The organism is Kocuria sp. APC 4018 (assembly GCF_030407675.1).
Lineage (GTDB): Bacteria > Actinomycetota > Actinomycetes > Actinomycetales > Micrococcaceae > Kocuria > Kocuria rhizophila.
This window is the reverse complement of record NZ_JASDCY010000004.1, coordinates 1-25,241: the sequence shown is the minus strand read 5'-3', so window position 1 is coordinate 25,241 and position 25,241 is coordinate 1. Positions and strand designations below refer to the sequence as shown.

General features: G+C 70.7%; 22 protein-coding genes and 1 tRNA gene. 9 read left to right on the top strand and 14 right to left on the bottom strand.

The window, feature by feature from the left end; translation table 11 throughout:
- Positions 1 to 511 precede the first annotated feature (511 nt).
- Entirely contained in the window at positions 512 to 904 is a 393-nt protein-coding gene (locus QL985_RS01440; RefSeq protein ID WP_239357802.1) for an SRPBCC family protein, read from the top strand.
- A 249-nt stretch (positions 905 to 1,153) separates the two neighbouring features.
- On the opposite strand, the gene QL985_RS01435 is transcribed toward QL985_RS01440, so the two are convergent.
- Positions 1,154 to 1,229, bottom strand: a tRNA-Lys gene (locus QL985_RS01435).
- 259 nt (positions 1,230 to 1,488) lie between these two features.
- On the opposite strand from QL985_RS01435, the gene glsA reads away from it, so the two are divergent.
- The 4 genes from glsA to QL985_RS01415 all read left to right on the top strand — a co-directional run bounded on the left by glsA (position 1,489) and on the right by QL985_RS01415 (position 6,221).
- Positions 1,489 to 3,330 (top strand): glutaminase A, encoded by a 1,842-nt coding sequence (gene glsA / locus QL985_RS01430; RefSeq protein ID WP_052239247.1) that lies wholly within the window; start codon positions 1,489 to 1,491, stop codon positions 3,328 to 3,330.
- Between the two features lie 275 nt (positions 3,331 to 3,605).
- Entirely contained in the window at positions 3,606 to 4,226 is a 621-nt protein-coding gene (locus tag QL985_RS01425; RefSeq protein ID WP_019310525.1) for a hypothetical protein, read from the top strand.
- A 339-nt stretch (positions 4,227 to 4,565) separates the two neighbouring features.
- The gene (locus tag QL985_RS01420; protein ID WP_121566301.1) at positions 4,566 to 5,183 is read left to right on the top strand and encodes a hypothetical protein; all 618 of its coding nucleotides are present in this window, start codon (positions 4,566 to 4,568) and stop codon (positions 5,181 to 5,183) included.
- 6 nt (positions 5,184 to 5,189) lie between these two features.
- The gene (locus tag QL985_RS01415; protein ID WP_039101054.1) at positions 5,190 to 6,221 is read left to right on the top strand and encodes an inorganic phosphate transporter; all 1,032 of its coding nucleotides are present in this window, start codon (positions 5,190 to 5,192) and stop codon (positions 6,219 to 6,221) included.
- A gap of 101 nt (positions 6,222 to 6,322) precedes the next feature.
- Here QL985_RS01415 and pstB read toward each other — a convergent pair whose 3' ends face one another.
- From pstB to pstS, 4 genes are all read right to left on the bottom strand, one after another.
- Positions 6,323 to 7,102 (bottom strand): phosphate ABC transporter ATP-binding protein PstB, encoded by a 780-nt coding sequence (gene pstB / locus QL985_RS01410; RefSeq protein ID WP_019310528.1) that lies wholly within the window; start codon positions 7,100 to 7,102, stop codon positions 6,323 to 6,325.
- Positions 7,103 to 7,136: 34 nt separating this feature from the next.
- Positions 7,137 to 8,255: a phosphate ABC transporter permease PstA gene (gene pstA, locus QL985_RS01405; RefSeq protein WP_102613582.1), complete on the bottom strand. Its 1,119-nt coding sequence runs from the start codon at positions 8,253 to 8,255 to the stop codon at positions 7,137 to 7,139.
- A complete protein-coding gene (pstC, locus tag QL985_RS01400; protein ID WP_047979436.1) occupies positions 8,255 to 9,202 on the bottom strand; it encodes a phosphate ABC transporter permease subunit PstC in 948 nt (315 codons plus the stop codon). Before pstC ends, pstA begins: the two co-directional genes overlap by 1 nt.
- A 148-nt stretch (positions 9,203 to 9,350) precedes the next feature.
- The gene (gene pstS / locus QL985_RS01395; protein ID WP_039101051.1) at positions 9,351 to 10,457 is read right to left on the bottom strand and encodes a phosphate ABC transporter substrate-binding protein PstS; all 1,107 of its coding nucleotides are present in this window, start codon (positions 10,455 to 10,457) and stop codon (positions 9,351 to 9,353) included.
- Positions 10,458 to 10,693: 236 nt separating this feature from the next.
- Between pstS and QL985_RS01390 the strand changes: the two genes are divergently transcribed.
- The 3 genes from QL985_RS01390 (at position 10,694) to disA (ending at position 14,552) form a co-directional block, all read left to right on the top strand.
- Positions 10,694 to 11,851 (top strand): FUSC family protein, encoded by a 1,158-nt coding sequence (locus QL985_RS01390; protein ID WP_039101050.1) that lies wholly within the window; start codon positions 10,694 to 10,696, stop codon positions 11,849 to 11,851.
- A gap of 105 nt (positions 11,852 to 11,956) precedes the next feature.
- Complete coding sequence (gene radA, locus QL985_RS01385; RefSeq protein WP_039101096.1) at positions 11,957 to 13,348, top strand: DNA repair protein RadA; 1,392 nt, start codon at positions 11,957 to 11,959, stop codon at positions 13,346 to 13,348.
- 127 nt (positions 13,349 to 13,475) lie between these two features.
- On the top strand, positions 13,476 to 14,552 hold the full coding sequence (disA, locus tag QL985_RS01380) for a DNA integrity scanning diadenylate cyclase DisA (protein WP_039101049.1): 1,077 nt from the start codon (positions 13,476 to 13,478) through the stop codon (positions 14,550 to 14,552).
- 28 nt (positions 14,553 to 14,580) lie between these two features.
- Here the strand turns inward: disA and QL985_RS01375 are convergent, their stop codons facing one another.
- Positions 14,581 to 15,318, bottom strand: a complete 738-nt coding sequence (locus QL985_RS01375; RefSeq protein ID WP_121566302.1) for a DUF4232 domain-containing protein — start codon at positions 15,316 to 15,318, stop codon at positions 14,581 to 14,583.
- A 25-nt stretch (positions 15,319 to 15,343) separates the two neighbouring features.
- On the opposite strand from QL985_RS01375, the gene QL985_RS01370 reads away from it, so the two are divergent.
- A complete protein-coding gene (locus QL985_RS01370) occupies positions 15,344 to 16,327 on the top strand; it encodes an A/G-specific adenine glycosylase (protein WP_052239250.1) in 984 nt (327 codons plus the stop codon).
- Here the strand turns inward: QL985_RS01370 and QL985_RS01365 are convergent.
- The 8 genes from QL985_RS01365 to QL985_RS01330 all read right to left on the bottom strand — a co-directional run.
- Complete coding sequence (locus QL985_RS01365; protein WP_029603384.1) at positions 16,311 to 16,829, bottom strand: amino-acid N-acetyltransferase; 519 nt, start codon at positions 16,827 to 16,829, stop codon at positions 16,311 to 16,313. The genes QL985_RS01370 and QL985_RS01365 overlap by 17 nt on opposite strands.
- 121 nt (positions 16,830 to 16,950) lie before the next feature.
- A complete protein-coding gene (locus QL985_RS01360; protein ID WP_070636670.1) occupies positions 16,951 to 19,569 on the bottom strand; it encodes an ATP-dependent Clp protease ATP-binding subunit in 2,619 nt (872 codons plus the stop codon).
- Positions 19,570 to 19,852: 283 nt separating this feature from the next.
- The gene (locus QL985_RS01355; RefSeq protein ID WP_019310539.1) at positions 19,853 to 20,194 is read right to left on the bottom strand and encodes an Lsr2 family protein; all 342 of its coding nucleotides are present in this window, start codon (positions 20,192 to 20,194) and stop codon (positions 19,853 to 19,855) included.
- Between the two features lie 220 nt (positions 20,195 to 20,414).
- On the bottom strand, positions 20,415 to 20,690 hold the full coding sequence (locus QL985_RS01350; protein ID WP_035885298.1) for a hypothetical protein: 276 nt from the start codon (positions 20,688 to 20,690) through the stop codon (positions 20,415 to 20,417).
- A gap of 61 nt (positions 20,691 to 20,751) precedes the next feature.
- Positions 20,752 to 22,284, bottom strand: coding sequence for a lysine--tRNA ligase (lysS, locus tag QL985_RS01345; RefSeq protein WP_019310541.1), 1,533 nt, complete (start codon positions 22,282 to 22,284; stop codon positions 20,752 to 20,754).
- Positions 22,285 to 22,308: 24 nt separating this feature from the next.
- Positions 22,309 to 23,157, bottom strand: coding sequence for a pantoate--beta-alanine ligase (gene panC / locus QL985_RS01340; RefSeq protein ID WP_053069381.1), 849 nt, complete (start codon positions 23,155 to 23,157; stop codon positions 22,309 to 22,311).
- A complete protein-coding gene (locus QL985_RS01335) occupies positions 23,154 to 24,143 on the bottom strand; it encodes a DUF2520 domain-containing protein (RefSeq protein WP_019310543.1) in 990 nt (329 codons plus the stop codon). Before QL985_RS01335 ends, panC begins: the two co-directional genes overlap by 4 nt.
- 52 nt (positions 24,144 to 24,195) lie before the next feature.
- Positions 24,196 to 25,241, bottom strand: a 1,046-nt coding sequence (locus QL985_RS01330) for a PH domain-containing protein (RefSeq protein ID WP_290147308.1), incomplete at its 5' end; no start/stop codon positions are given.

Below are 25,241 nucleotides of genomic sequence, written 5' to 3'. Positions count from 1 at the left end.
TAACGTGATGCGCCCGCTGCGCCCCGGCCCGTTCCCCCGAACGGGCCGGCGTGGGCGCAGCGGACGCACACGCCGGCAACCGGCGCGGATCAGATCCGCTCGAAGCCTGTGCCCCCCCGGCACTGGCTTCGTTCCAACGCCACACGGAGGCTCCGAACACACCACACCCCCCAGCGTGGTGGACGTTCGGATCAGCGGCGGCACAGGCGGCCCGTTTTCCCCCCCGGTCATGACCGCACCGCACCATCCAGCTCCGTGTTGCGATGTCTTCATGCTGGCACGCACCCACCCGTATTTCCACCGGTTGCGAGTGCGCCCCCGAACCATCCCCATTTTGTGGACAAGCCGACCATTTCGCATGTTTGCCCAGGTCAGGCCGACCTTTCGCGAGACCGGACAGCGCACGGCGCAGCCTCGACCGCACGGGACGTAGCGCAAAGTGGGGACAGCCTCACCCCCTCGGCGCCGGTGGCGCTTCCTGTGGCACGGGGGCAGACTCGACCTCGTGAAGATGACAGTGACCCGCACCGGACCGGCACGCACCTCGGACGTGTGGGAGCACTACGAGCGCCTCGACCTGTGGACCGCCTGGGCACCGCACCTGACGAACGTGCGGGCGGACACCGAGACGCTTCTGCCCGGCACCGAGGGCACGGTGCGGGCGCTGCGCGTGGTTCCCGTTCCGTTCCGCGTGCTCTCGGTGCAGGCCGCTCAGGGCCGCTGGTCGTGGCGGGTGCGCCTGGGACCGCTCGAGCTGACGCTGGCGCACTGGGTCTCCCCGTCCTCGAGCGGCGGCACCCGCGCGGGAGTCACGGTCCACGGACCGGCCGCGGTGCTCGTGGCCTACCGCCCCCTCATGGGCTGGGCGCTTTCGAGACTCGTCAGGGTGGGCACCGGGCGCTGACCGCGGAGGTCCGGCGGTCCCGGCGCCACGGACCAGGGTGAGGGCACCGGACTCCCCACACGCCGCCCCTCCCGGGCAGGAGCACCACGGCCTGGGCACTGGCCGTGAGTGGGGGCCGTGGCCAGAGCAGGGTCTGTGACCCTGGGCATGCGCACGGGCGAGGCCGCAGCTCCCGGAGAACGACGCCGCGTGCCGCGCAGCGGCCGGACATGGAACGTCCCGCGCCGGTCGGGACCGGCGCGGGACGGGTGGTGCGCCCTGTGGGGCTCGAACCCACGACCCATGGATTAAAAGTCCACTGCTCTACCAACTGAGCTAAAGGCGCGTGCTCGCCGCCGGGTCACCCCGCGCACGAGCAGCCCCACTCTACCGCAGCACCGACCCGCCGCCAGTTCACCCGTGCGCAGCCCGGGCCCCCAACCGCGCCGGGCCCTGGGCCGGGGAGGCGGCCGTGCGGCGTCGTCGTCCGGGGCCCGGCGCGCCGGGACCGCGCAGATGTGGGACCCTGGAGGCCGAGAAGAGCGCGGCGTGCACGGCCGCGGTCCACCCCGGCGCACCAGCCCACCGACCCCCGAGGAACACCCATGAGCACCGTCCCCATGTCCAAGCTGGGCCCGTCCCCGGTGACCGAGTACCTGCGGCGGGTCGTGGCGGAGCTGCGTGAGGTTGAGGGCGGTGCGGTCAACACGTCCATCCCGGAGCTCGCCGGAGCGGATCCCGGGACCGTGGGGATCGCGGTGGCCACCGTGGACGGCGCCCTGTACCAGGCCGGGGACACCAAGCACGAGTTCTGCATCCAGTCCATCTCCAAGGCGTTCACGTACGCCCAGGCGCTCACGGACCGCGGAGCGGACGGGGTGTTCGAGAAGATCGACGTGGAGCCCAGCGGGGACGCGTTCAACGAGATCTCCCTGCAGCCCGAGACGGGGCGCCCCTCCAACCCCATGATCAACGCCGGGGCGATCGCCGCCACCTCCCTGGTGCGCAACACGTCCCACGGGACACGCATGGAGCGGATCCTGCGGCTGTACTCGGCGTGCGCGGGGCGCCGACTGCGGATCAACAAGAACGTGCAGGCCCAGGAGCGCCGGGCCGGGGACCGCAACCGGGCCCTCGGGTGGCTGCTGACCTCGCGGGGCATCATCGACGGGGACCCCACGGGTGCCCTGGACGACTACTTCGGCCAGTGCGCGGTGATGCTCAACTGCGTGGACCTCGCGCGCATGGGCGCCACCCTGGCGGCCGGCGGGCGCAACCCCGTCACGGGAGAGCGGGTGCTGGAGCCCGCCGTGGTCTCCGACGTGCTGTCCGTGATGAGCACGTGCGGCATGTACGACGACGCCGGACGGTGGGCGCTGCGCGTGGGCCTGCCCGCCAAGTCGGGGGTCAGCGGCGGCGTGATCGCGGTGCTCCCGGGTCAGCTCGCGGTGGCGGTGTTCTCCCCTCCCCTGGACCGGCACGGGAACTCGGTGCGCGGTGTGGCCGCGTGCGAGCGCCTGACCCAGGACCTGGACCTGCACTTCGCACGCACCGAGCGCAACGGCCACTCCACGGTGCGCTCCGAGTACACCCTCGCGGAAGCCCCCTCTCTGGTGCGCCGCAACGAGGCCGCCAGCGAGGTCCTGGAGCAGCACGGTGAGGACGCCCGGATCATCGAGCTGCAGGGGGACCTGCGGTTCGCGGGGGCGGAGACCGCCGTGCGCACGGTCCGCGACGCCGCCCGGCGCTCCCAGTACGTGCTCGTGGACATCCGGCAGGTCGACGACATGGCGCGGTTCGTGATCCCCATGCTCTCCCGCACCGCGGAACAGGTGGAGAGCACCGGGCACCACATGGTGCTGATCGCGGAGAAGAGCAACGAGCACACCCGCGGGATGGAGCACCCCATGACGGTTTTCGCCACCCGCGCGGAGGCCCTGACGTGGGCTGAGGACAGGATCCTGGAGCAGTTCGGGGACCCCGACTGCATGCCGGACAACGTCCACTCCACCCGCTCGGAGCTGCTGAGCACCCTCGCCGAGGACGACGTCCGCCAGATCCGCTCCCACACCGAGGCCGTGGAGTGGGACGCCGGGACCACGCTTCTGCGCACGGGTCAGAAGTTCAGCGGCGTGTACATGGTCACCTCCGGCAGCGTGGAGGTCTCGCGCCGCTCTCCCCAGGGGGACCGCGTGGAGCTCGAGGTGATCGGCCCCGGCATGAGCTTCGGCGAGATCGCCCTGGGCACCGAGCTGCGCTACCTCGTGAGCTTCACCGCGCTCACCCACGTGACCGCACGCCGACTCTCCCCCGAGGCCATCACGCGCATCGAGGAGCAGGACCCCGCCCTGGCCCTGCGCTGGTGGCGCGCGGTGAGCCAGCAGGCCATGCTGCGCCTCGAGGAGCGCTGGCGGCAGCAGGCCGGCGAGACGTACACCGCGGACTGAGCCGGGCGGCGTCGTGCGCGCCCCGGACGACGCCGCCCGCGCACCTGGTCTGGCCCGGTCACCCGGCATGCACCGGAGCGCCCGGCCTGTGGGCGGGCGCCTGGTCTGCGCGGGTGCGTCCGACCTGCGCACGGGAGTGCGCGGCCTTCACGGGGCGCGGGGGCCCCACGGGCCCGACGGCGCCCGGGGTGCGCCCGCGCCACGGCCCACCGTCCGCGCCGGGGGACGCCCCCGGGCCGGTCGGACCGGACGACCCCGGGCGTACACTCGGGCGCATGTCCGAACGCCGCATGCACCACTCACCCGTGAAGTTCTCCCCCGAGAAGTTCGAGGCCCACGAGGGCGGGACGGACCCCGCGCGGGTCTCGGAGGCGGCGCACCTGGCGGCGCAGGCGCTCGTGTCCAGGGGGCGGCGCTCCCGCGACCCCGAGGTGCACGAACGTCTCGTGCGGCTCACGGACGAGCAGGGGCTGGACGGGATCGCCGAGATGTGGGCCGAGGCCCCGGCCGTCTCCCTCCCAGGAGCGCTGTGGCGGCTCTACGCGCTGCGCGCGGCGGCCCGCACCGATCCGCATCGCATGGGACGGTGGTTCGCCACGGGCCGCCACGCCGCCCAGGTCTCGAACGTGGTCGCGGGCGTGGCGGACCCTCCAGGCGCGGAGGAGATCTGCGACGTGGCGGACGTCATCCTCTCCGGGGCCTTCGACGGCGAGTTCGACGTGGCCCTCGAACGGTTCGCCGCGTTCTGCCGTGTGATCGCCGTGGGCCAGGAGCACACGCTGGACGCACCCGGGCTCACCGTGGACCGTCCGTGGGAGCGGATCCCCCGGCTGCTGCGCACCGCCGACGAGCTCGACGCCGCCGCGCGGGCCTGGCGCCACGGCCACCTCGAGTGACCGGCACCCACCGGGCGCCCAGGTGCCTCTTCCCGGCGGGCACGGTCCGGTGGCCGCGCCTTGGCCGGTGCGACACACCGTTGGTGATCGCCGGCGAGCGCGGCCCGGTGGGTGCGCTCCGGTTGGTGGGCCCCCGGGGGCCGGCGCTAAAATGATGAGCAGGTGTCGGGCCGTGGCAGCCCCGGGCTCCATCATTCAGCCGCTACGAGCGGCCTTCCGCCGAGAGGCGCTCCCGGTCCGGCACCGCTTCCTCACCGGTTCGTGGCGAATCCGACCGGTTAACCTTCGTTGGGTAGCATGACGCCGAAACTTCACGGTGCGTAACCCAAGGACGGACGGATGGCCTTTCGGATCTTCCCGGAGGACGAGCGGGTCACGGACCTGCTGGTCCAGATGAGCCGATGCGTCGTCACCGCGGTCGAGCAGCTCTCCGAGCACGTGGGGCAGGTGGACAAGGTCTGGGAGCAACCGCTCACGGACCTGCTGGAGACCGAGGACCGCTGCACCAACCTCTACTTCTCGCTGATGACCACCACTCGTTCCTCGTACGTGGTGCCTATCCCCCGCCAGGACGTCTACGTCCTGGGCCACTGGTTGCTGCGCTCCGTGCAGTGCCTCGTGGCGTGCGCCGAGCTGCACCGCCAGTACAAGGTGGAGCGCCCCAGCTCCCAGGCCACCGAGCAGCTGGCCGTGATCCAGCACATGGCCCACATGACCTGCAAGGCCATGGGGCGTCTCACCAGCATGGACGAGCTGGACGACTACTGGTTCGAGATGATGCGCCTCACCCGCCAGGCGGAGCGCACCCAGCGGGCGTACCGGGCCCGCCTCATGGAGGACTACAAGGCCGCCCAGGCGATCCGCCGCATGGACACCGCCCAGCAGCTCTTCGACGCCGCCCATGCCCTGGGCCAGGTCTCCTCCGAGGTGGGCCGGATCCTCGTGGCGGAGTACTGACCCGTCATGACCGAGGTGCTGGCCTTCGCGGGCATCCTGCTGACGCTCGCGTTCACCGTGATCAACGGTTTCCACGACGCATCCAATGCCGTGGCACTGCCCGTGCGCTTCAACGCCCTCACACCGCGAGTGGCTCTGTGGATGGGGGCCGTGTTCAACCTCGTGGGTGCCCTCCTCGTGGGGATCGTGCTGACCGACATGATCACCTTCGAGATCCCCGTGCCCCTCAACGGCGTGGGGACGGTCGCCCTGATCTGCGCGCTGCTCAGCGCCATCGGCTGGGACCTGCTCACCTGGTGGTGGCGCATGCCCTCCTCCTCGACCGCGGCGATAGGCGGCGCCCTCGTGGGATCGCTGCTGGGCGCTCGTGCGGTGGGACTGTCCGGCGGCGACCTCTCCCTCGGTCCGTACCTCTCGTGGAACGTGGTTGCACCTCTCGTCGTGGCGCCGATCATCGCGTTCGTGCTCGCGTTCCTGCTGGTCATCCCCATGGTCCACCTGGTCAAGCACCAGTCCCCGGGCCGTGTGGGCTTCCGCGCGGGCGTGGTGCAGGCCACCGGCGCCGCCGCCATCCACTTCGGCCACGGGATCCAGCACGCCCGCCGCACCCTGTGGCTGCTGGTCCTGCTGCTGCTGATGGCCGGTGAGGGCGGCTCCCGGGACGGCATCCCCGTGTGGCTGAGCCTGCTCGTGGGCCTGTGCCTGGCGTTCGGCACCCTGCTGGGCGGCTGGCGCATCTCCTACACGCTGTCCTCCCGCGTGGTCTCCCTGGACCCGCTGCGCGGGGCGATCGCCCAGACCGTCTCCGGCACGCTGCTGTTCCTGGGCGCCTTCCTCTCCCCCATCCCGCTGTCGAGCTCGCAGACGAGCACCGCAGCCATCCTGGGCGCGGGCTCGGCCCAGAAGTTCCGCACCGTGTACCACTCCACCCTGGTGCGGGTCCTCGGCACGTGGCTGCTCACCGTGCCCGTGTGCGGCGTGGTCTCAGCGGTCCTCTTCCTCGCCGTGTCCCCGCTGATCCCCACCCCGGCCGGCTGACCCTCGCGCGCAGGTCCCGCGCACCAGTGTCCCGGCACGACGACGCCCGGCCCGCCACCGCGGTCAGCGGTGACGGGCCGGGCGGGCGCAGGAGGACGCGATCAGCCGAAGCGGCCGGAGACGTAGTCCTCGGTCTCTTTTTTCTGCGGGGTGTTGAAGATCTCGGAGGTCGGTGCGTACTCGATCAGGCGGCCGGGCTTGCCGGTGCCCTCGATGTTGAAGAACGCCGTCTTGTCCGAGACACGGGAGGCCTGCTGCATGTTGTGCGTCACGATGACCACCGTGTAGTCGGTCTTGATCTCGTTGATCAGGTCCTCGATGGCCAGGGTGGAGATGGGGTCCAGCGCGGAGCAGGGCTCATCCATGAGGATGACGTCCGGCTTGACCGCGATGGCACGGGCGATGCACAGACGCTGCTGCTGACCTCCGGAGAGCCCGGAGCCGGGCTTGCCCAGCCGGTCCTTGACCTCGTTCCAGAGGTTCGCGCCGCGCAGCGAGCTCTCCACCAGGTCGTCCGCCTCGCTGCTGGAGATCCGCTTGTTGTTGAGCTTCACTCCCGCCAGCACGTTGTCCCGGATGGACATGGTGGGGAACGGGTTGGGGCGCTGGAAGACCATGCCCACCATGGACCGCACGGTCACGGGGTCCACACCCTTGCCGTAGAGGTCGTCCCCGTCCAGGAGCACCTTGCCCTCGGCGTAGGCGCCGGGGATGACCTCGTGCATCCGGTTCAGGGTGCGCAGGAAGGTCGACTTGCCGCAGCCCGACGGGCCGATGAAGGCCGTGACGGAGCGGGGCTCGATGTTCATGCTGACGTCTTGGACCGCCAGGAAGTCGCCGTAGTAGACGTTGAGGTGATCGACGTCAATGCGTTTCGACATGGTTGCTTGTCCTTAGCTCAGGTGGGTCGGAAGATCAGCGGCCGGCGGTCTTGGGAGCGAACGCCCGGGCGACGAGGCGGGCCACGAGGTTCAGCAGCATCACGATCAGGATCAGGATCAAGGCCGCGGCCCAGGCTCGCTGCAGGGACGGATCCGGGTTCGTGGGCGACGTGGGGTTCATGATCTGGTAGTAGATGTACGTGGGCAGCGTGGTCATCCAGCCGGAGAACGAGTTCCAGTTGATGGCCGTGGCGAAGCCCGCCGTGACGAGCAGCGGCGCGGTCTCACCGATCACGCGGGCGATCGCGAGCGTCACGCCGGAGGCGATGCCCGAGATCGAGGTGGGGATGACCACCTTGAGGATGGTCCGCCACTTGCGCACACCCAGCGCGTAGGAGGCTTCACGCAGCTCGTTGGGAACGATCCGCAGCATCTCCTCGGTGTTCTTCACCACCGTGGGGATCATGAGCACGGTCAGGGCCACGGCGGCCACGAAGCCGGTACGGGTGGACGGGCCGAAGATCAGCCCGAACAGCGCGGCGGCGAACAGGCCGGCCACGATGGACGGGATGCCCGTCATGACGTCCACGAAGAACGTGATGGCCTTGCCGAGCCAGCCTCCGCGAGAGTACTCCACCAGGTAGATGGCCGTGAGCAGGCCCACCGGGACGGACATCAGGGTGGCCCAGAAAGTGATGGACACGGTGCCCACGATCGCGTGGTAGGCACCGCCGACCACGTCGCCGGAGGTCTTGGCCTGGTTGTCCTGGAACCCGGTGACCCCGTTCATGGACGTGGTCAGGAAGTCCGCGCTGAGACCGGGCAGGCCGTTGGCCAGCACGGTCCAGATCACCGACACCAGCGGGATCACGGCCAGCACGAAGGCGCCGTAGACCAGGAAGGTCATCATGGAGTCCGCACCGGAGCGGCGGCCCTCGATGAGGCCGACGGCCAGGGGCCCCGCGATCAGGAAGATCACGGCGGCGAACAGTGCCCACAGGGCGATGCTGAAGCCCACCAGGGCTGCGATGGCGGCCCCCGCCACCACGGCACCCAGGCCGATGACCGGGACCAGCCACCCGGGGCGCTGCCCGCGGGTCAGTTTGGACTGCCGGACGGGTGAGACGCCCGGAGAGTTCGTGGTCGATGACATCAGTTGGCCCCCGAGAATTCCTTGTAGCGAGCGATGATGGCACGGGCGATCATGTTGACCACCAGGGTGATGAGGAACAGCACGAGGCCGGCGGCAATCAGCTCGGACAGCCGCAGTCCGTAGGCCTCGGGGAAGTTCAGGGCGATCTCCGCGGCGATGGTCTGGTTGCCGGACTTGATGAGCGAGGCGATCATCGGGCCCGAGGAGAGCACGAGGGCCACGGCCATCGTCTCACCGAGCGCGCGCCCCAGGGCCAGCATCACGGAGGAGATGATGCCCGGACGGGCGAACGGCAGGACGGACATCCGCACCATCTCCCACCGGGTGGCCCCCAGTGCGAGCGCAGCCTCCTCGTGGAGCTTGGGCGTCTGCGTGAAGATCTCGCGGGACATGGAGGTGATGATCGGCAGGATCATGATGGCCAGCACCACACCTGCGGTGAGCATCGTCTTGCCGGTCTGCGAGGCGGGGCCGGCGAAGAACGGGATGAATCCCAGGTGCTCCGCGAGCCAGTTGTACAGCGTCACCATCGCGGGGGCCAGCACAGTGGCACCCCACGCGCCGAAGATCACGGAGGGGATCGCGGCCAGGAGGTCGATCACGTAGCCCACCGGCTTGGAAACCCTCGCGGGCGCGTAGTGGGAAATGTACAGGGCCACCAGGATCCCGATCGGTGTGGCGATCAGCAGCGCGATGACGGACGAGATGATCGTGCCGACGACCAGGGGACCGATGTAGGCGCCGAAGCCCTTTCCACCGGTGATGTCCTCGGGTGCGGCGGTGAATGTGGGCACGGCCTGCAGGAACAGGAAGATCGCCACGGCCGCCAGGACCACGAAGATCAGGATGCCGGCGGCCAGGCTGAGCCCGGAGAAGATGGAGTCCCCGGCACGACCGGCCGAGGAGGACTTCGACTCCGGTTTCTGTGTGCTGACGGTGGTGGACATGGACCAGTCCCTTCGTTCAGGTGTGGTGCGAGCTGGGCGGTGGCCACCGCCCAGCGTAGGACGTGGCGGCGGTCGACGACCTCGTGCGCGAGTGCGGCGTCGGCGCGCTCAACGCACCGACGCCGCACTCGAGGGTCCTCGGGCCGGATCAGCCCTTGGCGGAGATGGTGTCCACGGCGGCCTGGGTCTGCTTGCGCAGGGACTCGGACAGCGGGGCGGAGCCGGAGGAGTCCGCAGCCGCCTTCTGGCCCTCCTCGGAGACCACGTAGGTCTCGAAGGCCTTCACGAGGTCGGCGGTCTCCTTGGAGTCGTACTGGGCGCACACGATGTGGTAGGACACCAGCACCAGCGGGTAGGCGCCGGCCTCCTTGGTGTCGCGGGCGATCTCGATCGCCATGTCGTGCTCGCCGCGGCCCTCGACCTGCTTGGAGACCTCCACGGCCTTTGCCGCGGCCTCGGGCGAGTGCTTGACGTACTCCTCGCCCACCTTGATGGCGGCGGTGCCGAGGTCACCCACGGCGGAGGAGTCAGCGTACGTGATGGCGCCCTCGGTGCCGGAGGTCGTGGTGACCACACCGGAGGTGCCCTTGTTGTTCTCCGCGGCGTACTTGGAGGGCCAGGCCTGGTCCGGCTCGTCGGTCCAGTCCTTGGGAGCGGCCTGGCTGAGGTAGTCGGTGAAGTTCTCGGTGGTGCCCGAGTCGTCGCTGCGGTGCACCACGGTGATCGCGGTCTCCGGCAGGTCGGCGTCCGGGTTCTGCTTCTTGATCTCCTCGGCGTTCCACTTCTTGATCTCGCCCTTGAAGATCTTGGCGATGGTGGGGGCGTCCAGGTTCAAGCTCTCCACGCCGGGCAGGTTGAACGCCACGGAGATCGGGGAGATGTACACGGGCAGGTCCATGGCCCCGGCGTCGCCGCACTGCTTCTTGGCGTCCGGGATCTCCTTCTCGGAGAGGTAGGCGTCCGAGCCGGCGAAGTTCGCGCCGCCAGCGAGGAACGCCTCGCGGCCCGCGCCGGAGCCGTCCGGGGAGTACTGCACCGTGGCGCCGCTGTTGGAGGACTGGAAGCCGTTCTGCCAGGCGGTCATGGCGGCCTGCTGGGAGGAGGCACCGATGCCGGTCAGGGTGCCGGAGACACCGCTGCTCTCGCCGCCACCGCCACCGCTCTCGCCGGTGGGGTTGTCGGAACCGCAAGCGGTCAGGGCGAGGGCGCCAATGGCCAGGATTGCGGCCGAGCGGCCGACGTTCGAAACCTTCACTGTTTCTCCTTCGAAAACGGTTGCCGGCGATTCCGGCGGCGTGTGGCGTCGCAGCCCGACGCCCATCTCCGCTGCGTGCGCAGCGTGCCCGCGGATCACGGTAGGGAGCAGATGTTGCCAGATTCAGCCAAGAAGGTGAACGGACGATTAACAACGCCGGGGGATGCCGGAACCGACTCCACCCCGTGGCACCGGGTGGCGCCAGAGCGGGGTCCGGTCCCGCCTAAGATGGCGTCATGGCGTCCTCGGAAGCAGCACTCTCCCGCTCCCGGACCCGCCGTGCCGCGGACCTCGTGTGGCAGCGCTGCCGCACGGGCTGGGACCGCATGACGTCCGGCCTGTTCCAGGCCGTGCAGATGACCGTGGCCGCGGTGGGCGCCTACATCATCGCGGAACGGGTGCTGGGCCACCACGGCCCCATCTTCGCGGCCACGGCCGCCCTCGTGTCCCTGGGCTACGCCAAGGGCGGGCTGCGCTACCGCCGGGTGCTGGAGGTCTCGGTCGGCTGCACGCTCGGAATCATCATGGGGGACCTGCTCATCCACGTGCTGGGCCCCGGGGAGTGGCAGGCGGCCGTGGTGCTGCTGATCTCGCTGCTGCTGGCCCGCTTCCTGGACAACGGCGCGATCTTCACCACGCAGATGGGCCTGCAGTCCGTGCTCGTGGTGCTGCTGCCGCCATCCCAGGACGGTGTGTTCGCCCGTTCCCTGGACGCCGTGGTGGGCTGCCTGTGCGCCCTGGTGCTCGCGTACGTGGTGCCCCAGGACCCGCGCCGGGAGCCGCGACAGGACCTCACCGTCCTCATCACCGAGTTCACCCGGATGCTCTCCGACTGCTCCCGCGCCGTGGCGGACACCGACTCGCAGCTGGCCTGGCACGCACTCGTGCGCGGACGCCAGACCCAGCCGCTCGTGGACTCCGTGCGCACCGGCCTGACAGGCTCCAAGGAGATCGCCCACGCCTCCCCCATCTACCGGCGCCACCGGCAGGAGATCGACGAGCTCAGCGCGAGCATCCGCTACCTGGACCTCGCGGTGCGCAACTCCCGCGTCTTCGCGCGCAGGCTCGCCTCGGTGCTCAACCGTGTGACCCTGGCCGACGCCGCCGTCGAGTCCCTCTCCGAGGCCCTCGCAGACCTCTCCGACGCCGTGCTGAGCTACGGCCATGCCCTGCGCGAGAGCCACGCCCAGAGCCGTGAGAGCTACCTGCGCCAGACCCGCAACGAGCTCTTCTCCGTGGCGGAGCGGCTGTCCCCCGCGCAGATGGGCATCCGCACCATGGAGGGCGAGGCTCTCGTGCTGCTGCTGCGCCCCATGGTCGTGGACCTGCTGGAGGCCGCGGGCGTCTCCCACGAGACCGCGGCCAAGCACCTGCCGCCCCTCGAGCGCTGCTGATTCGGCGCACGACGCCGCCCGCTCACCTCCCGCCGACCAGGCCCGCGGAGCGGCGTCGTGCGCCGGAACGCTGTGCGCGTCGGAACGGGGACCTACCGTGTGGGCATGGCCACAAAGACCCGCAAGCAGTCCACCGTCTACCGCTGCACCGAGTGCGGCTGGACCACGGCCAAGTGGGTGGGCCGGTGCGGCGAGTGCCAGGCCTGGGGCACCGTCCAGGAGATGGGCGCGGAGCAGGAGCACGGCCGCACCAGGGCCGCGGCGGCCGTGACCACCCCGGCGCAGCCGATCGCCCGGGTGGACTCCTCGCTGGCGCAGTTCACCCCCACCCGTGTGGAGGAGCTGGACCGCGTGCTGGGCGGGGGTCTCGTGCCCGGCGCGGTCATCCTGCTCGCGGGAGAACCGGGTGTGGGAAAGTCCACCCTGCTGCTGGACGCGGCCGCCAAGGTGGCCGGCGGGGACACGCCCCGCACCGTCCTGTACGTCACGGGCGAGGAGTCGGCGGCGCAGGTCAAGCTGCGCGCCGAACGGATCGGTGCCATCTCCGAGACCCTCTACCTCACGGCGGAGTCCGACCTCTCCGTGGCCCTCGCCCACGTGGCGCAGCTGGAGCCGGACCTGCTGGTCGTGGACTCCGTCCAGACGCTCGCGAGCCCGGAGATCGAGGGATCCGCCGGCGGCGTGAGCCAGGTGCGGGAGGTCGCCGCGAGCCTGATCCACGCCGCGAAGACCAGGAACATGACCACTCTGCTGGTGGGCCACGTGACCAAGGAGGGTTCGATCGCGGGGCCCCGGTTGCTGGAGCACCTGGTGGACGTGGTGTGCCAGTTCGAGGGGGAGAAGCACTCGCGCATCCGGCTGCTGCGCGCCGTGAAGAACAGGTTCGGACCCACGGACGAGGTCGGGTGCTTCGACTTGGAGGAGAACGGCATCCGCTCCGTCTCCGACCCCTCGGGACTGTTCGTCTCGCGCACCCCCGTGCCCGTGGCGGGCACGTGTCTGAGCGTCACGGTGGAGGGGCGCAGACCGCTGCTGGCCGAGGTCCAGGCGCTGCTGGACACCTCCAGCACCGCTCAGCCACGCCGCGCCACGTCCGGGCTGGACGGCTCCCGCGTGGCCATGCTGCTGGCCGTGCTGCAGCGCCGGGCGGGCCTCGCCCTCGCCTCCCTGGACTGCTACGTCTCCACCGTGGGCGGGGTGCGCCTCACGGAGCCCGCCACCGATCTCGCGGTGTGCATGGCCCTGGCCTCCGCGGCCCAGGACCGCCCGCTGCCCCAGCGCCTCGTGTGCTTCGGGGAGATCGGCCTGGCAGGGGAGGTGCGGCCGGTGCCCGAGATCAACCGACGCATCCAGGAGGTCGCGCGCCTCGGGTTCACCCACGCCGTGGTGCCGGCCTCCCCCACCGGCCCGGGGAAGATCCCCGCGGGGTTCTCGGTGCGCGAAGTGACCACCGTGGGGCAGGCCCTGGAGCTGCTGTTCCCGGCGCGCCCGGACTGAGGCGCCGGGGTCGGCTGTCCGGCGTCCCCCCGTGCCGCGCGTCCCCCGTGCCGCACGCCGCCGTGCAGCGCGCCAGTGCCGCGCGCGGTGCCGCCGCGCGTCCCCGCCCCGACCCTAGAATGAGCCCGTGGCCAAAACTCGCGAAACCTCCCTGCGCAGGACCCTCGCCAGGGTCGCCCCCGGCACGGAGCTGCGCACCGGCCTCGAACGCATCCTGCGCGGACGCACCGGAGCCCTGATCGTGCTCGGATTCGACCGCTCGGTGGAGTCCCTGTGCTCCGGGGGCTTCGACATCGACACCGACTTCACCCCCACCAAGCTGCGCGAGCTCGCCAAGATGGACGGCGCGATCGTGTGCGACAAGGACGCCACCCGCATCCTGAAGGCCGGCGTGCAGCTCATGCCGGACGCGGACATCACCACGCTGGAGTCCGGAACCCGGCACCGCTCCGCAGAGCGCACCGCCAAGCAGACCGGGGTGCCGGTCATCTCCGTGAGCCAGTCCATGAACGTGATCACCATCTACAAGAACGAGGAGCGCTACGTCATCGAGGGCTCCCAGGCCATCATGGCCCGGGCCAGCCAGGCCCTGCAGACCCTCGAGCACTACAGCAACCGGCTCGAACAGGTGCTGGGCAGCCTCTCAGCGCTGGAGATCGAGGCCGCGGTCACCATCCGGGACGTGGCCCTGACGCTGCAGCGCATGGAGATGGTGCGCCGGATCTCGGAGGAGATCGGCTGGTACGTGCTGGAGCTCGGCACGGACGGCCGGCTGATCTCCCTCCAGCTGGAGGAGCTCACCGCCGGCAACGGCCCGGGCCCGGACGTGGTGCTGCGCGACTACCTCCCCGAGGGCACAGACGCGGAGGCCCTGGCACAGTCCCTGGCCGCGCTCGCCGAGCTCTCCTCCGTGGACCTCATCGACCTGCAGAAGGTCGCGGTGGCCGCAGGACTCACGGGTCCCCAGGGCACCCTGGAGACGGACCTGCACCCGCACGGGTACCGCCTGCTGGAGGGCATCAAGTCCATGCCCGGCGCGGTGGCCAAACGGCTGGTCGCCCAGTTCGACGGGCTGCAGTCGCTCATGGCGGCAAACCTGGAGGACCTGATGTCCGTGGAGGGCATCGGCGAGCAGCGCGCCCGCACGGTGCGGGAGTCCCTGTCCCGGATGGCGGAGACCAGCCTGCTGGACCGGTTCATGTGAACCGGGCGCGGCCCCCGAGGGTGCCGCGCTACTGCAGCACGAAGGCGGCCTGCTCGCTGGTGGTCTCTCCCAGGGACACCGCCAGGTTGTAGTACCCGGCGAGTGCCTTCGGCTGTCCCGCGGGGCAGCCCTCCGCGGTGCGCACGCGGTTCCAGGTGAGGTTGGAGGTCTCCTTCTGCCCGGGGGCCAGGGTGACCTTGCGGTCCTCGCCGCCCGCGGCGCAGTGCCGGGAGTCGAACACGGTGTCCGCGCCGGAGGTGACCACGAACGCCATCTGCTTGGTCCCGGCATTGACCGTGCAGGGCTGCTCGCCCGTGTTCTCCAGGGTCATGGTGAGGACCGGTTCCTCCTCCCCCGCGTAGCTCTCCTTGCTCGTGGAGGCCCTCACGGAAAGGTCCGCCTGGCACTCAACGGCCGCCGTGCTCGAGGCACTCGGGCCGGCCGAGCCACCGGGCGATGCCGAGCCGGAGGGGCTCGGGCGCGGCGTGAAGTCCGCGAACTTCTGTGCCGGATCCGCGCTCACCTGCGGGGAGGTGGCCGGCTCCTGTGCCGTGGCCGGGGCGTCGTCGGGCGCGTCTCCCGCGCCGGTGACCGCACGCACCCCCTTGGTGACGCCCCAGACCAGCAGAAGCAGGAGCAGGACGACGACGCCCAGCGCCACCAGGCGGCGTCGCCGGTAGACGTGCTGCGGGAGCCTGGCCTCGGTGTCCTCGTGGTCGGCGGGGGAAGCAGGAGGATCGTGCCGATCGGAACCGTGGGAAGCCATGCGCTCCAGGCTACCGTGGTCCGTGATGAACTCGAGTGCCGAAACCCATGGACAGCCCGCCACCCACCACGTCCGCCAGGCGGTGCTCCGGTGGTACCGCGCGAACGCGCGCGAGCTGCCGTGGCGCGCGGCCGAGCGCACCCCGTGGGGCGTGATGGTCAGCGAGATCATGCTCCAGCAGACCCCCGTGGCGCGGGTGCTGCCCGTGTGGCGGCGGTGGTTGGAGCGCTGGCCCATCCCGGGTGACCTCGCGGGGGCCGCGCCGGCGGACGTGGTGCGCGAGTGGGACAGGCTGGGCTACCCGCGGCGAGCACTGCGTCTGCACGCGGCCGCCCAGAAGATCCGGGACGAACACGGCGGGCGGGTGCCCGGCGACCACGCCGAGCTGCTCGCCCTGCCCGGCATCGGGACCTACACCGCCGCGGCCGTGGCCGTGTTCGCCTTCGGGCAGCGCCACACAGTGGTGGACACCAACATCCGCCGTGTGGAGGCCCGGCTGTTCTCGGGCCGCGCGCTTCCCTCACGCTCCCTGACCGCCGCGGAGACGAGGCTCGCGGACTGGCTGCTCCCCGAGGACGTGGCCGAGTCCGTGGCGTGGAACCAGGCCGTGATGGAGCTGGGCGCACTGGTGTGCACCGCCCGCGCCCCGCGCTGCGGGCAGTGCCCCGTGCGGGACGCGTGCGCGTGGGTGGCCGCAGGCAGTCCTCCGGCTGAGGAGACGCCCCGCGGGCAGTCGTGGCACGGGACGGACCGGCAGGTCCGGGGCGCCGTCATGGCCGTGCTGAGGGCCGCCACCGCTCCGGTGCCGGAGGCCCTCCTGCTCACGGACCTCGCGGGCTCGGAGCAGCTGGCGTCCGAGCACCAGGCGCCACCCGCCGTGGTGGTGGACGAGCTGAAGGCCCTGTGGCGGCTGCCGGCCCCGCCGGAGCAGCGCCGTCGTGCCCTGGCCGGCCTGCTGACCGACGGTCTCGCCGCCGCGGACGACGCCGGGGTCAGCCTTCCGGTGTGAGCTGCCGGATCATCCGGGTGTTGCCCAGCGTGTTGGGCTTCACCCGCGCGAGGTCCAGGAACTCCGCGACGCCCTCGTCGTGCGAGCGCAGCAGCTCCGCGAACACCTCCGCGGGAATGGTCTCCTGGTTGGCCATGACCTCGAAACCGTGGGCGGCGAAGAACCCCACCTCGAACGTGAGGCAGAAGACCCGGCTCACCCCCAGCCGTTCCGCCCGGGACAGCAGTTCGCGCAGCATCCGCCCGCCCACACCGTGGCCGCGCGCGGCCGGTGACGTGGCGAGCGTGCGCACCTCCGCGAGGTCCTCCCACATCACGTGCAGCGCGCCGCAGCCCACCAGCGCCCCGGACTCGTCCTCCGCGACCACGAACTCCTGGATGCTCTCGTAGTAGGTCACGGTGTCCTTGGTGATGAGGATGCGCTCCGTGGCCATGGGGGCCACGAGCTCCTTGATCCCGTGGACGTCCGACGTGCGGGCTGGGCGGATGCGGATCTCGGTCATGGCCACGACTGTACGCGGGCCGACCGCGCCCCCCGGGACGCGAGCGGGCGGCGTCGCGAACCGCTGTGGTTCACGACGCCGCCCGCCGGCAGCATCCGGGGCCCGCCCGGGCCGGGGTGGGTCAGGCCTGCGCCTGGGCCGCTCCCCCGCCCGTGTCCCCGCCGGTGTGCGGCGAGCGCGGGACGTCCTTGCCGGACGTGCTGTCGTCGTTGTCCGTCAGGGTGGGGGTGTTCTCGATCTCCGCGATCTCCTCGTCGGAGAGCTCCGACATGGGAGTGGAGGAGAAGGTGAACGAGGCGTCGTCACCCTCGCCCTCGACGCCCACGGTGATCTTCTCGCCGGAGGCGATCTCACCGAACAGGATCCGCTCCGAGAGCTGGTCCTCGATCTCGCGCTGCATGGTGCGGCGCAGCGGGCGGGCGCCCATGGCGGGGTCGTACCCCTTCTTGGCCACCAGTTTCTTGGCCTCGTCCGTGAGCGTGATGGACATGTCCTGCTCGCGCAGCCGCTGCTGCAGCCGCGCCACGAACAGGTCCACGATCTGCACGATCTCGGACTCGCTCAGCTGCGGGAACACGATGATCTCGTCCACGCGGTTGAGGAACTCCGGACGGAAGTGCTCCTTGAGCTCCTCCTGCACCTTGGCCTGCATGCGGTCGTAGGAGGTGGCGGCGTCCCCGCTGGCCTGGAAGCCCACGGGAACCGTGCGGGAGATGTCCCGGGTGCCCAGGTTGGTGGTCATGATGATCACCGTGTTCTTGAAATCCACCACGCGGCCCTGCGAGTCGGTCAGGCGGCCGTCCTCGAGGATCTGCAGCAGGGAGTTGAACAGGTCCTGGTGGGCCTTCTCCACCTCGTCGAAGAGCACCACGGAGAACGGCTTGCGACGGACCTTCTCCGTCAGCTGGCCGCCCTCCTCGTAACCCACGTAGCCGGGAGGGGCACCGAAGAGCCGGGAGACCGTGTGCTTCTCCTGGTACTCGGACATGTCCAGGGTGATCAGGGCGTCCTCGTCACCGAAGAGGAACTCCGCGAGCGCCTTGGCCAGCTCGGTCTTGCCCACGCCGGTGGGCCCGGCGAAGATGAACGAGCCACCGGGACGGCGGGGATCCTTCAGACCGGCGCGCGTGCGGCGGATGGAGCGGGAAAGGGCCTTGATGGCCTCGTTCTGCCCGATGACGCGCTTGTGCAGCTCGTCCTCCATGTGCAGCAGACGCCCGGACTCCTCCTCGGAGAGCTTGTAGACCGGCACACCCGTGGACGCCGAGAGCACGTCCGAGATGACCTCGGGGGTGACCTCGGAGATCTGGTCGTCGCCCTCGCGCCAGGCCTTGTCCTTCTCGTCCCGCTCGGCAATGAGCTTCTGCTCGGTGTCACGCAGGGACGCGGCCTTCTCGTAGTCCTGGCCCTCGATCGCGGCTTCCTTGGCGGTCTTGGTCTCCGCGATCTTCTCGTCCAGCGCCTTGATCTCCGGCGGGGCGGTCATGCGCTTGATGCGCAGGCGGGCACCGGCCTCGTCGATCAGGTCGATGGCCTTGTCCGGCAGGAACCGGTCGGAGACGTAGCGCGCGGACATGTGCACCGCGGCCTCCAGGGCGTCGTCCGAGATGGACACGCGGTGGTGCGCCTCGTACTTGTCGCGCAGCCCCTTGAGGATCTCCACGGCGTGGGCCTCGGAGGGCTCGTCCACCTGGATGGGCTGGAAGCGACGCTCCAGGGCGGCGTCCTTCTCGATGTGCTTGCGGTACTCGTCCAGGGTGGTGGCGCCGATGGTCTGCAGCTCACCGCGGGCCAGCATGGGCTTGAGGATCGAGGCGGCGTCGATCGCGCCCTCGGCGGCACCGGCACCCACGAGGGTGTGGATCTCGTCGATGAACAGGATGATGTCCCCGCGGGTGCGGATCTCCTTGAGCACCTTCTTCAGGCGCTCCTCGAAGTCACCGCGGTAGCGAGAACCCGCCACCAGGGAGCCGAGGTCCAGCGTGTAGAGCTGCTTGTCCTTCAGGGTCTCCGGGACGTCTCCGCGGACGATGGCCTGCGCGAGGCCCTCCACCACGGCGGTCTTGCCCACGCCGGGCTCGCCGATCAGCACGGGGTTGTTCTTGGTGCGTCGCGAGAGCACCTGCATCACGCGCTCCATCTCGCGGTAGCGCCCGATCACCGGGTCCAGCTTGGACTCGCGAGCCGCCGCCGTGAGGTTGCGCCCGAACTGGTCCAGCACGGCGGAACCGGCCGGGGTTCCCTCGGCACGTCCACCGCCGCCGACGCCGGCCGCTTCCTTCTCGCCGCCGGAGTTCCCGGACTGGTAGCCCGAGATCAGCTCGAGCACCGTGGCCCTCACCTTGGCCGGGTCCGCGCCGAGCTTCACGAGCACCTGGGAGGCCACACCCTCACCCGCGCGAATGATGCCCAGCAGGATGTGCTCGGTGCCGATGTAGTTGTGGCCCAGCTGCAGGGCCTCGCGCAGCGAGTGCTCCAGCACCTTCTTGGCGCGCGGCGTGAACGGGATGTGGCCCGAGGGCGCCTGCTGGCCCGGGCCGATGATGTCCTGGACCTGCTCGCGCGCGGCGCTCAGGGTGATGCCCATGGACTCGAGGGCCTTGGCGGCGACGCCCTCCCCCTCGTGGATCAGACCGAGCAGCAGGTGCTCGGTGCCGATGTAGTTGTGGTTGAGCATCCTGGCCTCTTCCTGGGCCAGCACGACCACCCGGCGGGCACGGTCGGTGAAGCGTTCGAACATGGATACTCCTTCATTGATCTCTGCCCACGATGCTAGGCACCGCAATGGCCGCCATGGGCACTGTTCGCCACTGGCGCACGGTGCTCGGCCGGGGGCGAAATCGCCCTTCCACCCCCGGCCCCGGGGGTTCCGCAGCCCGATCCCGGCACGAACGTCGACGGCCGGGGCACACCAGATCTGGTGTGCCCCGGCCGTCGTGGAAAGGGCCCCGAGTCGTTCGCCGGGGACCCGGGCGCGGGGCCCGGTGGGAGAGCTCTTCCCGCCGGTGCGCCCGGCGTGCGGCTCAGCTGCTGTGGGCCGCGTAGTACTTGTCCTGGATGTCCTGGTGGATGCGCCCGCGGTCCGAGACCTGCAGGCCCTGCTCCTTGGCCCACGCCCGGATCTTCGGGGTCTCGGGGTTGCCCGAGCGGCTGGGCCGCGTGGTGGTGGTCGCACTGCGGCCGGTCTTGGCGGTGGCGCGGCGACCCGCGGAGATGAAGGGACGCAGTGCGTCGCGCAGCTTGGTGGCGTTCTCCGAGCTCAGGTCGATCTCGTACTGGCCGCCGTCGAGGCCGAAACGCACGGTCTCGTGGGCCTCTCCGCCGTCGATGTCGTCTTCCAGGATGATTTTCACGGTCTGAGCCATGGTCAGCTCCTCCAAACGCCCCGCGGGCTGCATAGGTCTTTTGTTCGTGTGCAAAGATATGTGGTCCATGCGGAGATTCCCCGGGCATTCGCGCGATGTGCCCGATCAATGCCCCAGCGCGACACCCTGGATCAGACGGTTATCGCGGATCCTGGAACAGAATTCATCTCCGAATCACGTGGCCCATCATGGCACGCAATTCCTGAATTGTCATCACGGGCTATTCCGCAGGATTCCGGTCTTCCGCCGAATCACGAATGGGAATGCTGTGCCGCAGCCCCAGACCCCTCTGCTGACGGGGATTCTCCTCCTGGTGGCCGAAGGGCGTCCTGTCACCCTCGCGCTCCCGGACGGCCTGGTACCAGCGCTCGGCATCCGCCTGCGCCTCGCCCTGCGCAGACCGCTCGGCGCGGTCCCCCCGAAGCAACCACCTCATGATCAGGTAGAACACCAGACCCACGCCCAGCGAGGGCAAAAAGACCGCCACGTATTCCATGATGCAGATCATCCTCTCCGGGACTGTGCGAATGCTGTGCGGAGGATTCCGCGGGTCCGGCTCACTCCGGCTTCATCAACGGGAACAGAATGGTCTCCCGGATTCCGAGGTTCGTGAAGAGCATGATCAGGCGGTCGAGACCGAGGCCCAGACCACCCATGGGGGGCGCACCGTGCTCCAGGGCCCGCAGGAAGTCCTCGTCCAGCTGCATGGCCTCGTCGTCCCCGGCCGCGGAGAGCAGCGACTGCTCCGTGAGCCGCTCCCGCTGCACCACGGGGTCGATGAGCTCGGAGAACGCCGTTCCGCGCTCCATGCCGCCGATGATGAGGTCCCAGGCCTCGATCAGCCCGGGCTTCTCGCGGTGCGGGCGGGCCAGCGGCTGGGCCGCCGGCGGGTAGTCGTAGACGAACGTGGGCTGGATGAGGGTGGGCTCCACGATCTCCTCGAAGAGCTCCATCACGAGCTTCTGCTCGTCCCACGCGGGGTTGACCGGGATCTCCCGCTCCGCGGCCAGGGCCCGCAGCTGCTCCGCGGGAGTCTCCGGGGTGATCTCCTGCCCCACGGCCTCGGACAGGCCCGGGTACACGGAGACCCACTGCCATTCACCGAACAGTTCGATGCGCCCCTGCGGTGTGTCGATGCCCTCGACGCCCAGCTGCCGGGCGCACTCCTGGATGATCTCGCGGATCCGGTCCGCCATGACGAACTGGTCCGCGTAGGCCTCGTACGCCTCCAGGGTGGTGAACTCCGGGCTGTGGGAGGAGTCCACACCCTCGTTGCGGAACACGCGGCCGATCTCGAACACCCGGTCGATGCCGCCCACGACCGCGCGCTTGAGGAAGAGCTCGGTGGCGATGCGCAGGGTCATGTCCTGGTCGAAGGCGTTGAGGTGGGTCTCGAAGGGACGCGCGGCCGCTCCGCCGTGGACGAGCTGCAGCATGGGCGTCTCGATCTCCACGTATCCCTGCTCCTCCATCACGCGGCGCACGGTGCGGGTGATCAGGGAGCGGGTCAGGACGACGTCGCGGGCCTCCTGGCGCACGATGAGGTCCAGGTAGCGCTGGCGCACCCGGGTCTCCTCGTTGAGCTCCTTGTGCATGGTGGGCAGGGGGCGCAGCGCCTTGGACGCCATGGTCCAGGAGCCCGCCATCACGGACAGCTCACCGCGCCGGGAGCTGATGACGTTGCCGGTGACCGCCACGAAGTCCCCGAGGTCCACGAGGGCCTTCCACTGCGCGAGGGAGTCCTCCCCCACGTTCGCCTTGGACAGCATGACCTGCAGCCGGGTGCCGTCCCCCTCCTGCAGGGTCCCGAAGCACAGCTTGCCGGTGTTGCGCACGTGCACCACACGCCCGGCCACGGTCACGCGGTGCTCGGTCTCCTCCCCCGCCTCGAGGTGGGCGAACTGCTCGCGCACGTGCGCGAGGGTGTCCGTGCGCCCCACGCCCACCGGGTACGGCGCCATTCCGGCGTCCGCGGCCGCCTGCCGCTTGGCGGCGCGCACGGCCATCTGGTCGTTGAGCTCGTGCGCGCTCAGCTCCGGATCGGTGCTGGCGGGCTGGGCGGGAACGGTGGTTTCAGGCTGCTCGGTCACAGTGGACCAGGATACCGGTAGCGCTCAGATCCGCATGTTGTCGATGAGCCGGGTGGGACCGACCCACGCGGCCACGAGGGCCAGCACCCCGGGCTCCGGCGCGACGAACTCGAGAGTGCGCGGGTCCACGGTCTCGAGGTAGTCCAGGGAGACCTCCGGTTCCGCGTCCACACGCTGACGGGCCTGCTCCAGGGTGAGTTCCCCGGCCGCGAGGGCGCGCAGGGTGCTGTGCAGCACGAGAGCGTGCTCCGCCTGCTCCTCGGAGAGGTACTGGTTGCGCGAGGACAGGGCGAGGCCCCGTTCCGAGCGGACGATGGGCACCGGGCGGATCTCCACGCGGTGATCGAAATCACGGGCCATGCGCTGCATGAGCAGCAGCTGCTGGGCGTCCTTCTCACCGAAGTACGCCCGGAAAGGGGTTCCGGGCCCGGGCGCCATGATGGTGAACAGCTTGTTCACCACGGTCAGGGCGCCGTCGAAGTGTCCGGGGCGAGTGGCCCCCTCGAGGACTCCTCCCGCGGCGCCGGACGTCACCGAGACCACGGGGACACCGTCCGGGTACATCTCCTGCACGTCCGGGGCGAACACGAGGTCCACGCCCACCTCCGCGAGCAGGGCGAGGTCCTGTTCCAGCTGCCGGGGGTAGCTCTCGAAGTCCTCCCCCGGTCCGAACTGCAACGGGTTGACGAACACGGACACGACCGCGAGGTCGTTCTCGTCCCGCGCCCGCCGCGCCAGCTGCACGTGCCCGTGGTGCAGCGCCCCCATGGTGGGCAGCAGCCCCACGCTGCGGGCGCCCCGCGCCACGCGGGACTCGATCTGTTCGCGCACCTGCGCAATGGACGTGCACACCAGGGGTCCGGTGCTGCTCACTGCTCCTCCTCGATCGCCGCCATGACGGCTCGGTAGCTCGTCTCGTCCAGTCTGCCCGACGCCGCCGCCCGCCGGGCCGTCTGCCTCGCCAGGGCGCGGTAGCCGGCCAGCAGCTGCCGGGCGGCGTCGTGGTCGGCGTTCCCGGTGGGGCCCGCGGCGTCGTGGTCGGCGCTGCCAACGGGGCCCGCGGCGTCGTGCCCGGCCCTGGCACCGCCGCCCGCCAGTTCCCGCAGCGCGGCCACGTGCGCGGCCACCGTGGTGACGTCACCGCGGGCCACGGGACCCGTGAGGGCGTTCTCCCCGGAGGCCAGGGCGTTGTCCACCGTGGCGCGCACGAGCGGGCCCAGCACGCGGTCCGGGTGCTCCACCCCGATCTCCCCGAGCAGCTGCATGGACTCTCCCAGAACCGTCATCACGTGGTTCGAGCCGTGGGCGAGCGCCGCGTGGTAGAGCGGGCGGTCCGCCTCCGCGACCACCACCGGCTCGGCTCCCATCTCCACCACGAGGGCCTGGGCGATGGGCAGCACGGGTGCCGCGGCGGTGACCCCGAAGCTGCAGTCCGCGAGGCGCTGCAGGTCGAGGCTGAGCCCCGTGAAGGTCATGGCGGGATGCACGGCGAGCCCGATGCCACCGGCCGCCCGGACGGGTTCCAGGACGCCCGTGCCGTGGCGGCCCGCCGTGTGGACCACGAGCTGGCCCGGCTGCCACGCACCGGTGGCCGCGAGCCCGCTCACCAGACCGGGAAGCTGGTCGTCCGGCACGGCGAGCAGGACCAGCTCGCTGCGCTCCACGATGCTCTGCACGTCCAGCACGGGAACGTCCGGGAGCAGGGTCGCGGCGCGTTCGCGGCTGGCCTCCGACGACGCGTGCACACCCACCACGGCGTGGCCCGCGCCCCGCAACGCCGCACCGAGCACGGCACCGACCCTGCCCGCGCTGATGACGCCCACGCCGAGACGGCCGGGACGGTGACTGGGTTGGGACACGCGGGAACTCCTCACAGGGGGACGACGGCACGCACAGGGTAGCGCACGGCGCTCACACCTCGGACGCGGATCCCTCGGGCGGGAGCGCGGCCCAGGACCCGCCGGCGGCGTCCCGCTCCCTGGCGGCGCGGGTCAGCTGCGCGTGACGCCACTGCAGCTCCCGGGCCGTGCGGACGTCCAGGTGGTCGAGCGCGGTGGTCACGGCGCCCGGGGTCACGTGCACCGCCACACCGCTCAGACCCATCCGTCGCTCCACCGGGCCCTGGCGAACGGCCACGGACTGTGTCTTGTGGTGCGGCACCACGCAGGCGTGGCGAGTGATCCGGCCCCAGCGCAGCACCAGGGAGGAGTCGTCCAGGGCGAAGCCGTTGCGCCGCCACGTGACCGGGTCCAGCCACCGGCTGCGGCGGGGGTTCGCCGTGAACCGTGACGAGCCCCCGACCCCCGAGAGTCCCTCCCGCACGAGGTCACGCGGGGCGTGCTCCAGAGGCAGCACCAGACGCAGGATCTCCTGGACGTTGTCCCACGTGCCCACGGGCAGCACCACGGAGCCGAGGTCCTCCGTCTCCCCTGCGCCGCCCTTGCCCGCGGTGGTGACCACCACCCTGTGACCGCCGAAGAAGCGCCACAGCAGGGGCCGGGTGACCTGCAGGGCCTGCACCCGGCCGGTGGGGATCGTGGAGGAGCGCTCGTTGAACAGCCCCGCGCGCGTGCGCACCCCGGAGGGGACCTCGCTCAGCGTGAATCCCCAGCTGCGCTCCAGCCGCGTGTACAGCCCGGACAGCACACCCAGCAGCGGCGCGATCGCCGAGGGCAGCACGATGATCAGGGCCTCCGGGAACCACAGCGCCAGACCCGCGGTGATGAGCGCGATCAGCACCAGCGCCACGGCGGGCGGCGAGCAGACCAGCCCGAGCAGCACGCGCCCCGTGGGCACGATGAACACGCGCCGCAGCTCGTCCTGCTGGTTCAGCAGGCCGTACTTCTCGGCCATGCGCAGGTCCATGCCGGTGCGGCGTCGTACGGCCGCCCCCTGCGTCCCCGCACCGGAGTGGGCGACGCCGCCCGGGCCGTCCGCGGGGGCCAGCGCCCACGGGG

What these genes read in the sequence shown, in the direction of transcription:
- QL985_RS01440 (WP_239357802.1), top strand. Translation starts at nt 512, where the DNA reads ATGACAGTGACCCGCACCGGACCGGCACGCACCTCGGACGTGTGGGAG.
- glsA (WP_052239247.1), top strand. Translation starts at nt 1,489, where the DNA reads ATGAGCACCGTCCCCATGTCCAAGCTGGGCCCGTCCCCGGTGACCGAG.
- QL985_RS01425 (WP_019310525.1), top strand. Translation starts at nt 3,606, where the DNA reads ATGTCCGAACGCCGCATGCACCACTCACCCGTGAAGTTCTCCCCCGAG.
- QL985_RS01420 (WP_121566301.1), top strand. Translation starts at nt 4,566, where the DNA reads ATGGCCTTTCGGATCTTCCCGGAGGACGAGCGGGTCACGGACCTGCTG.
- QL985_RS01415 (WP_039101054.1), top strand. Translation starts at nt 5,190, where the DNA reads ATGACCGAGGTGCTGGCCTTCGCGGGCATCCTGCTGACGCTCGCGTTC.
- pstB (WP_019310528.1), bottom strand. Translation starts at nt 7,102, where the DNA reads ATGTCGAAACGCATTGACGTCGATCACCTCAACGTCTACTACGGCGAC.
- pstA (WP_102613582.1), bottom strand. Translation starts at nt 8,255, where the DNA reads ATGTCATCGACCACGAACTCTCCGGGCGTCTCACCCGTCCGGCAGTCC.
- pstC (WP_047979436.1), bottom strand. Translation starts at nt 9,202, where the DNA reads ATGTCCACCACCGTCAGCACACAGAAACCGGAGTCGAAGTCCTCCTCG.
- QL985_RS01390 (WP_039101050.1), top strand. Translation starts at nt 10,694, where the DNA reads ATGGCGTCCTCGGAAGCAGCACTCTCCCGCTCCCGGACCCGCCGTGCC.
- radA (WP_039101096.1), top strand. Translation starts at nt 11,957, where the DNA reads ATGGCCACAAAGACCCGCAAGCAGTCCACCGTCTACCGCTGCACCGAG.
- QL985_RS01375 (WP_121566302.1), bottom strand. Translation starts at nt 15,318, where the DNA reads ATGGCTTCCCACGGTTCCGATCGGCACGATCCTCCTGCTTCCCCCGCC.
- QL985_RS01370 (WP_052239250.1), top strand. Translation starts at nt 15,344, where the DNA reads ATGAACTCGAGTGCCGAAACCCATGGACAGCCCGCCACCCACCACGTC.
- QL985_RS01365 (WP_029603384.1), bottom strand. Translation starts at nt 16,829, where the DNA reads ATGACCGAGATCCGCATCCGCCCAGCCCGCACGTCGGACGTCCACGGG.
- QL985_RS01360 (WP_070636670.1), bottom strand. Translation starts at nt 19,569, where the DNA reads ATGTTCGAACGCTTCACCGACCGTGCCCGCCGGGTGGTCGTGCTGGCC.
- QL985_RS01355 (WP_019310539.1), bottom strand. Translation starts at nt 20,194, where the DNA reads ATGGCTCAGACCGTGAAAATCATCCTGGAAGACGACATCGACGGCGGA.
- QL985_RS01350 (WP_035885298.1), bottom strand. Translation starts at nt 20,690, where the DNA reads ATGGAATACGTGGCGGTCTTTTTGCCCTCGCTGGGCGTGGGTCTGGTG.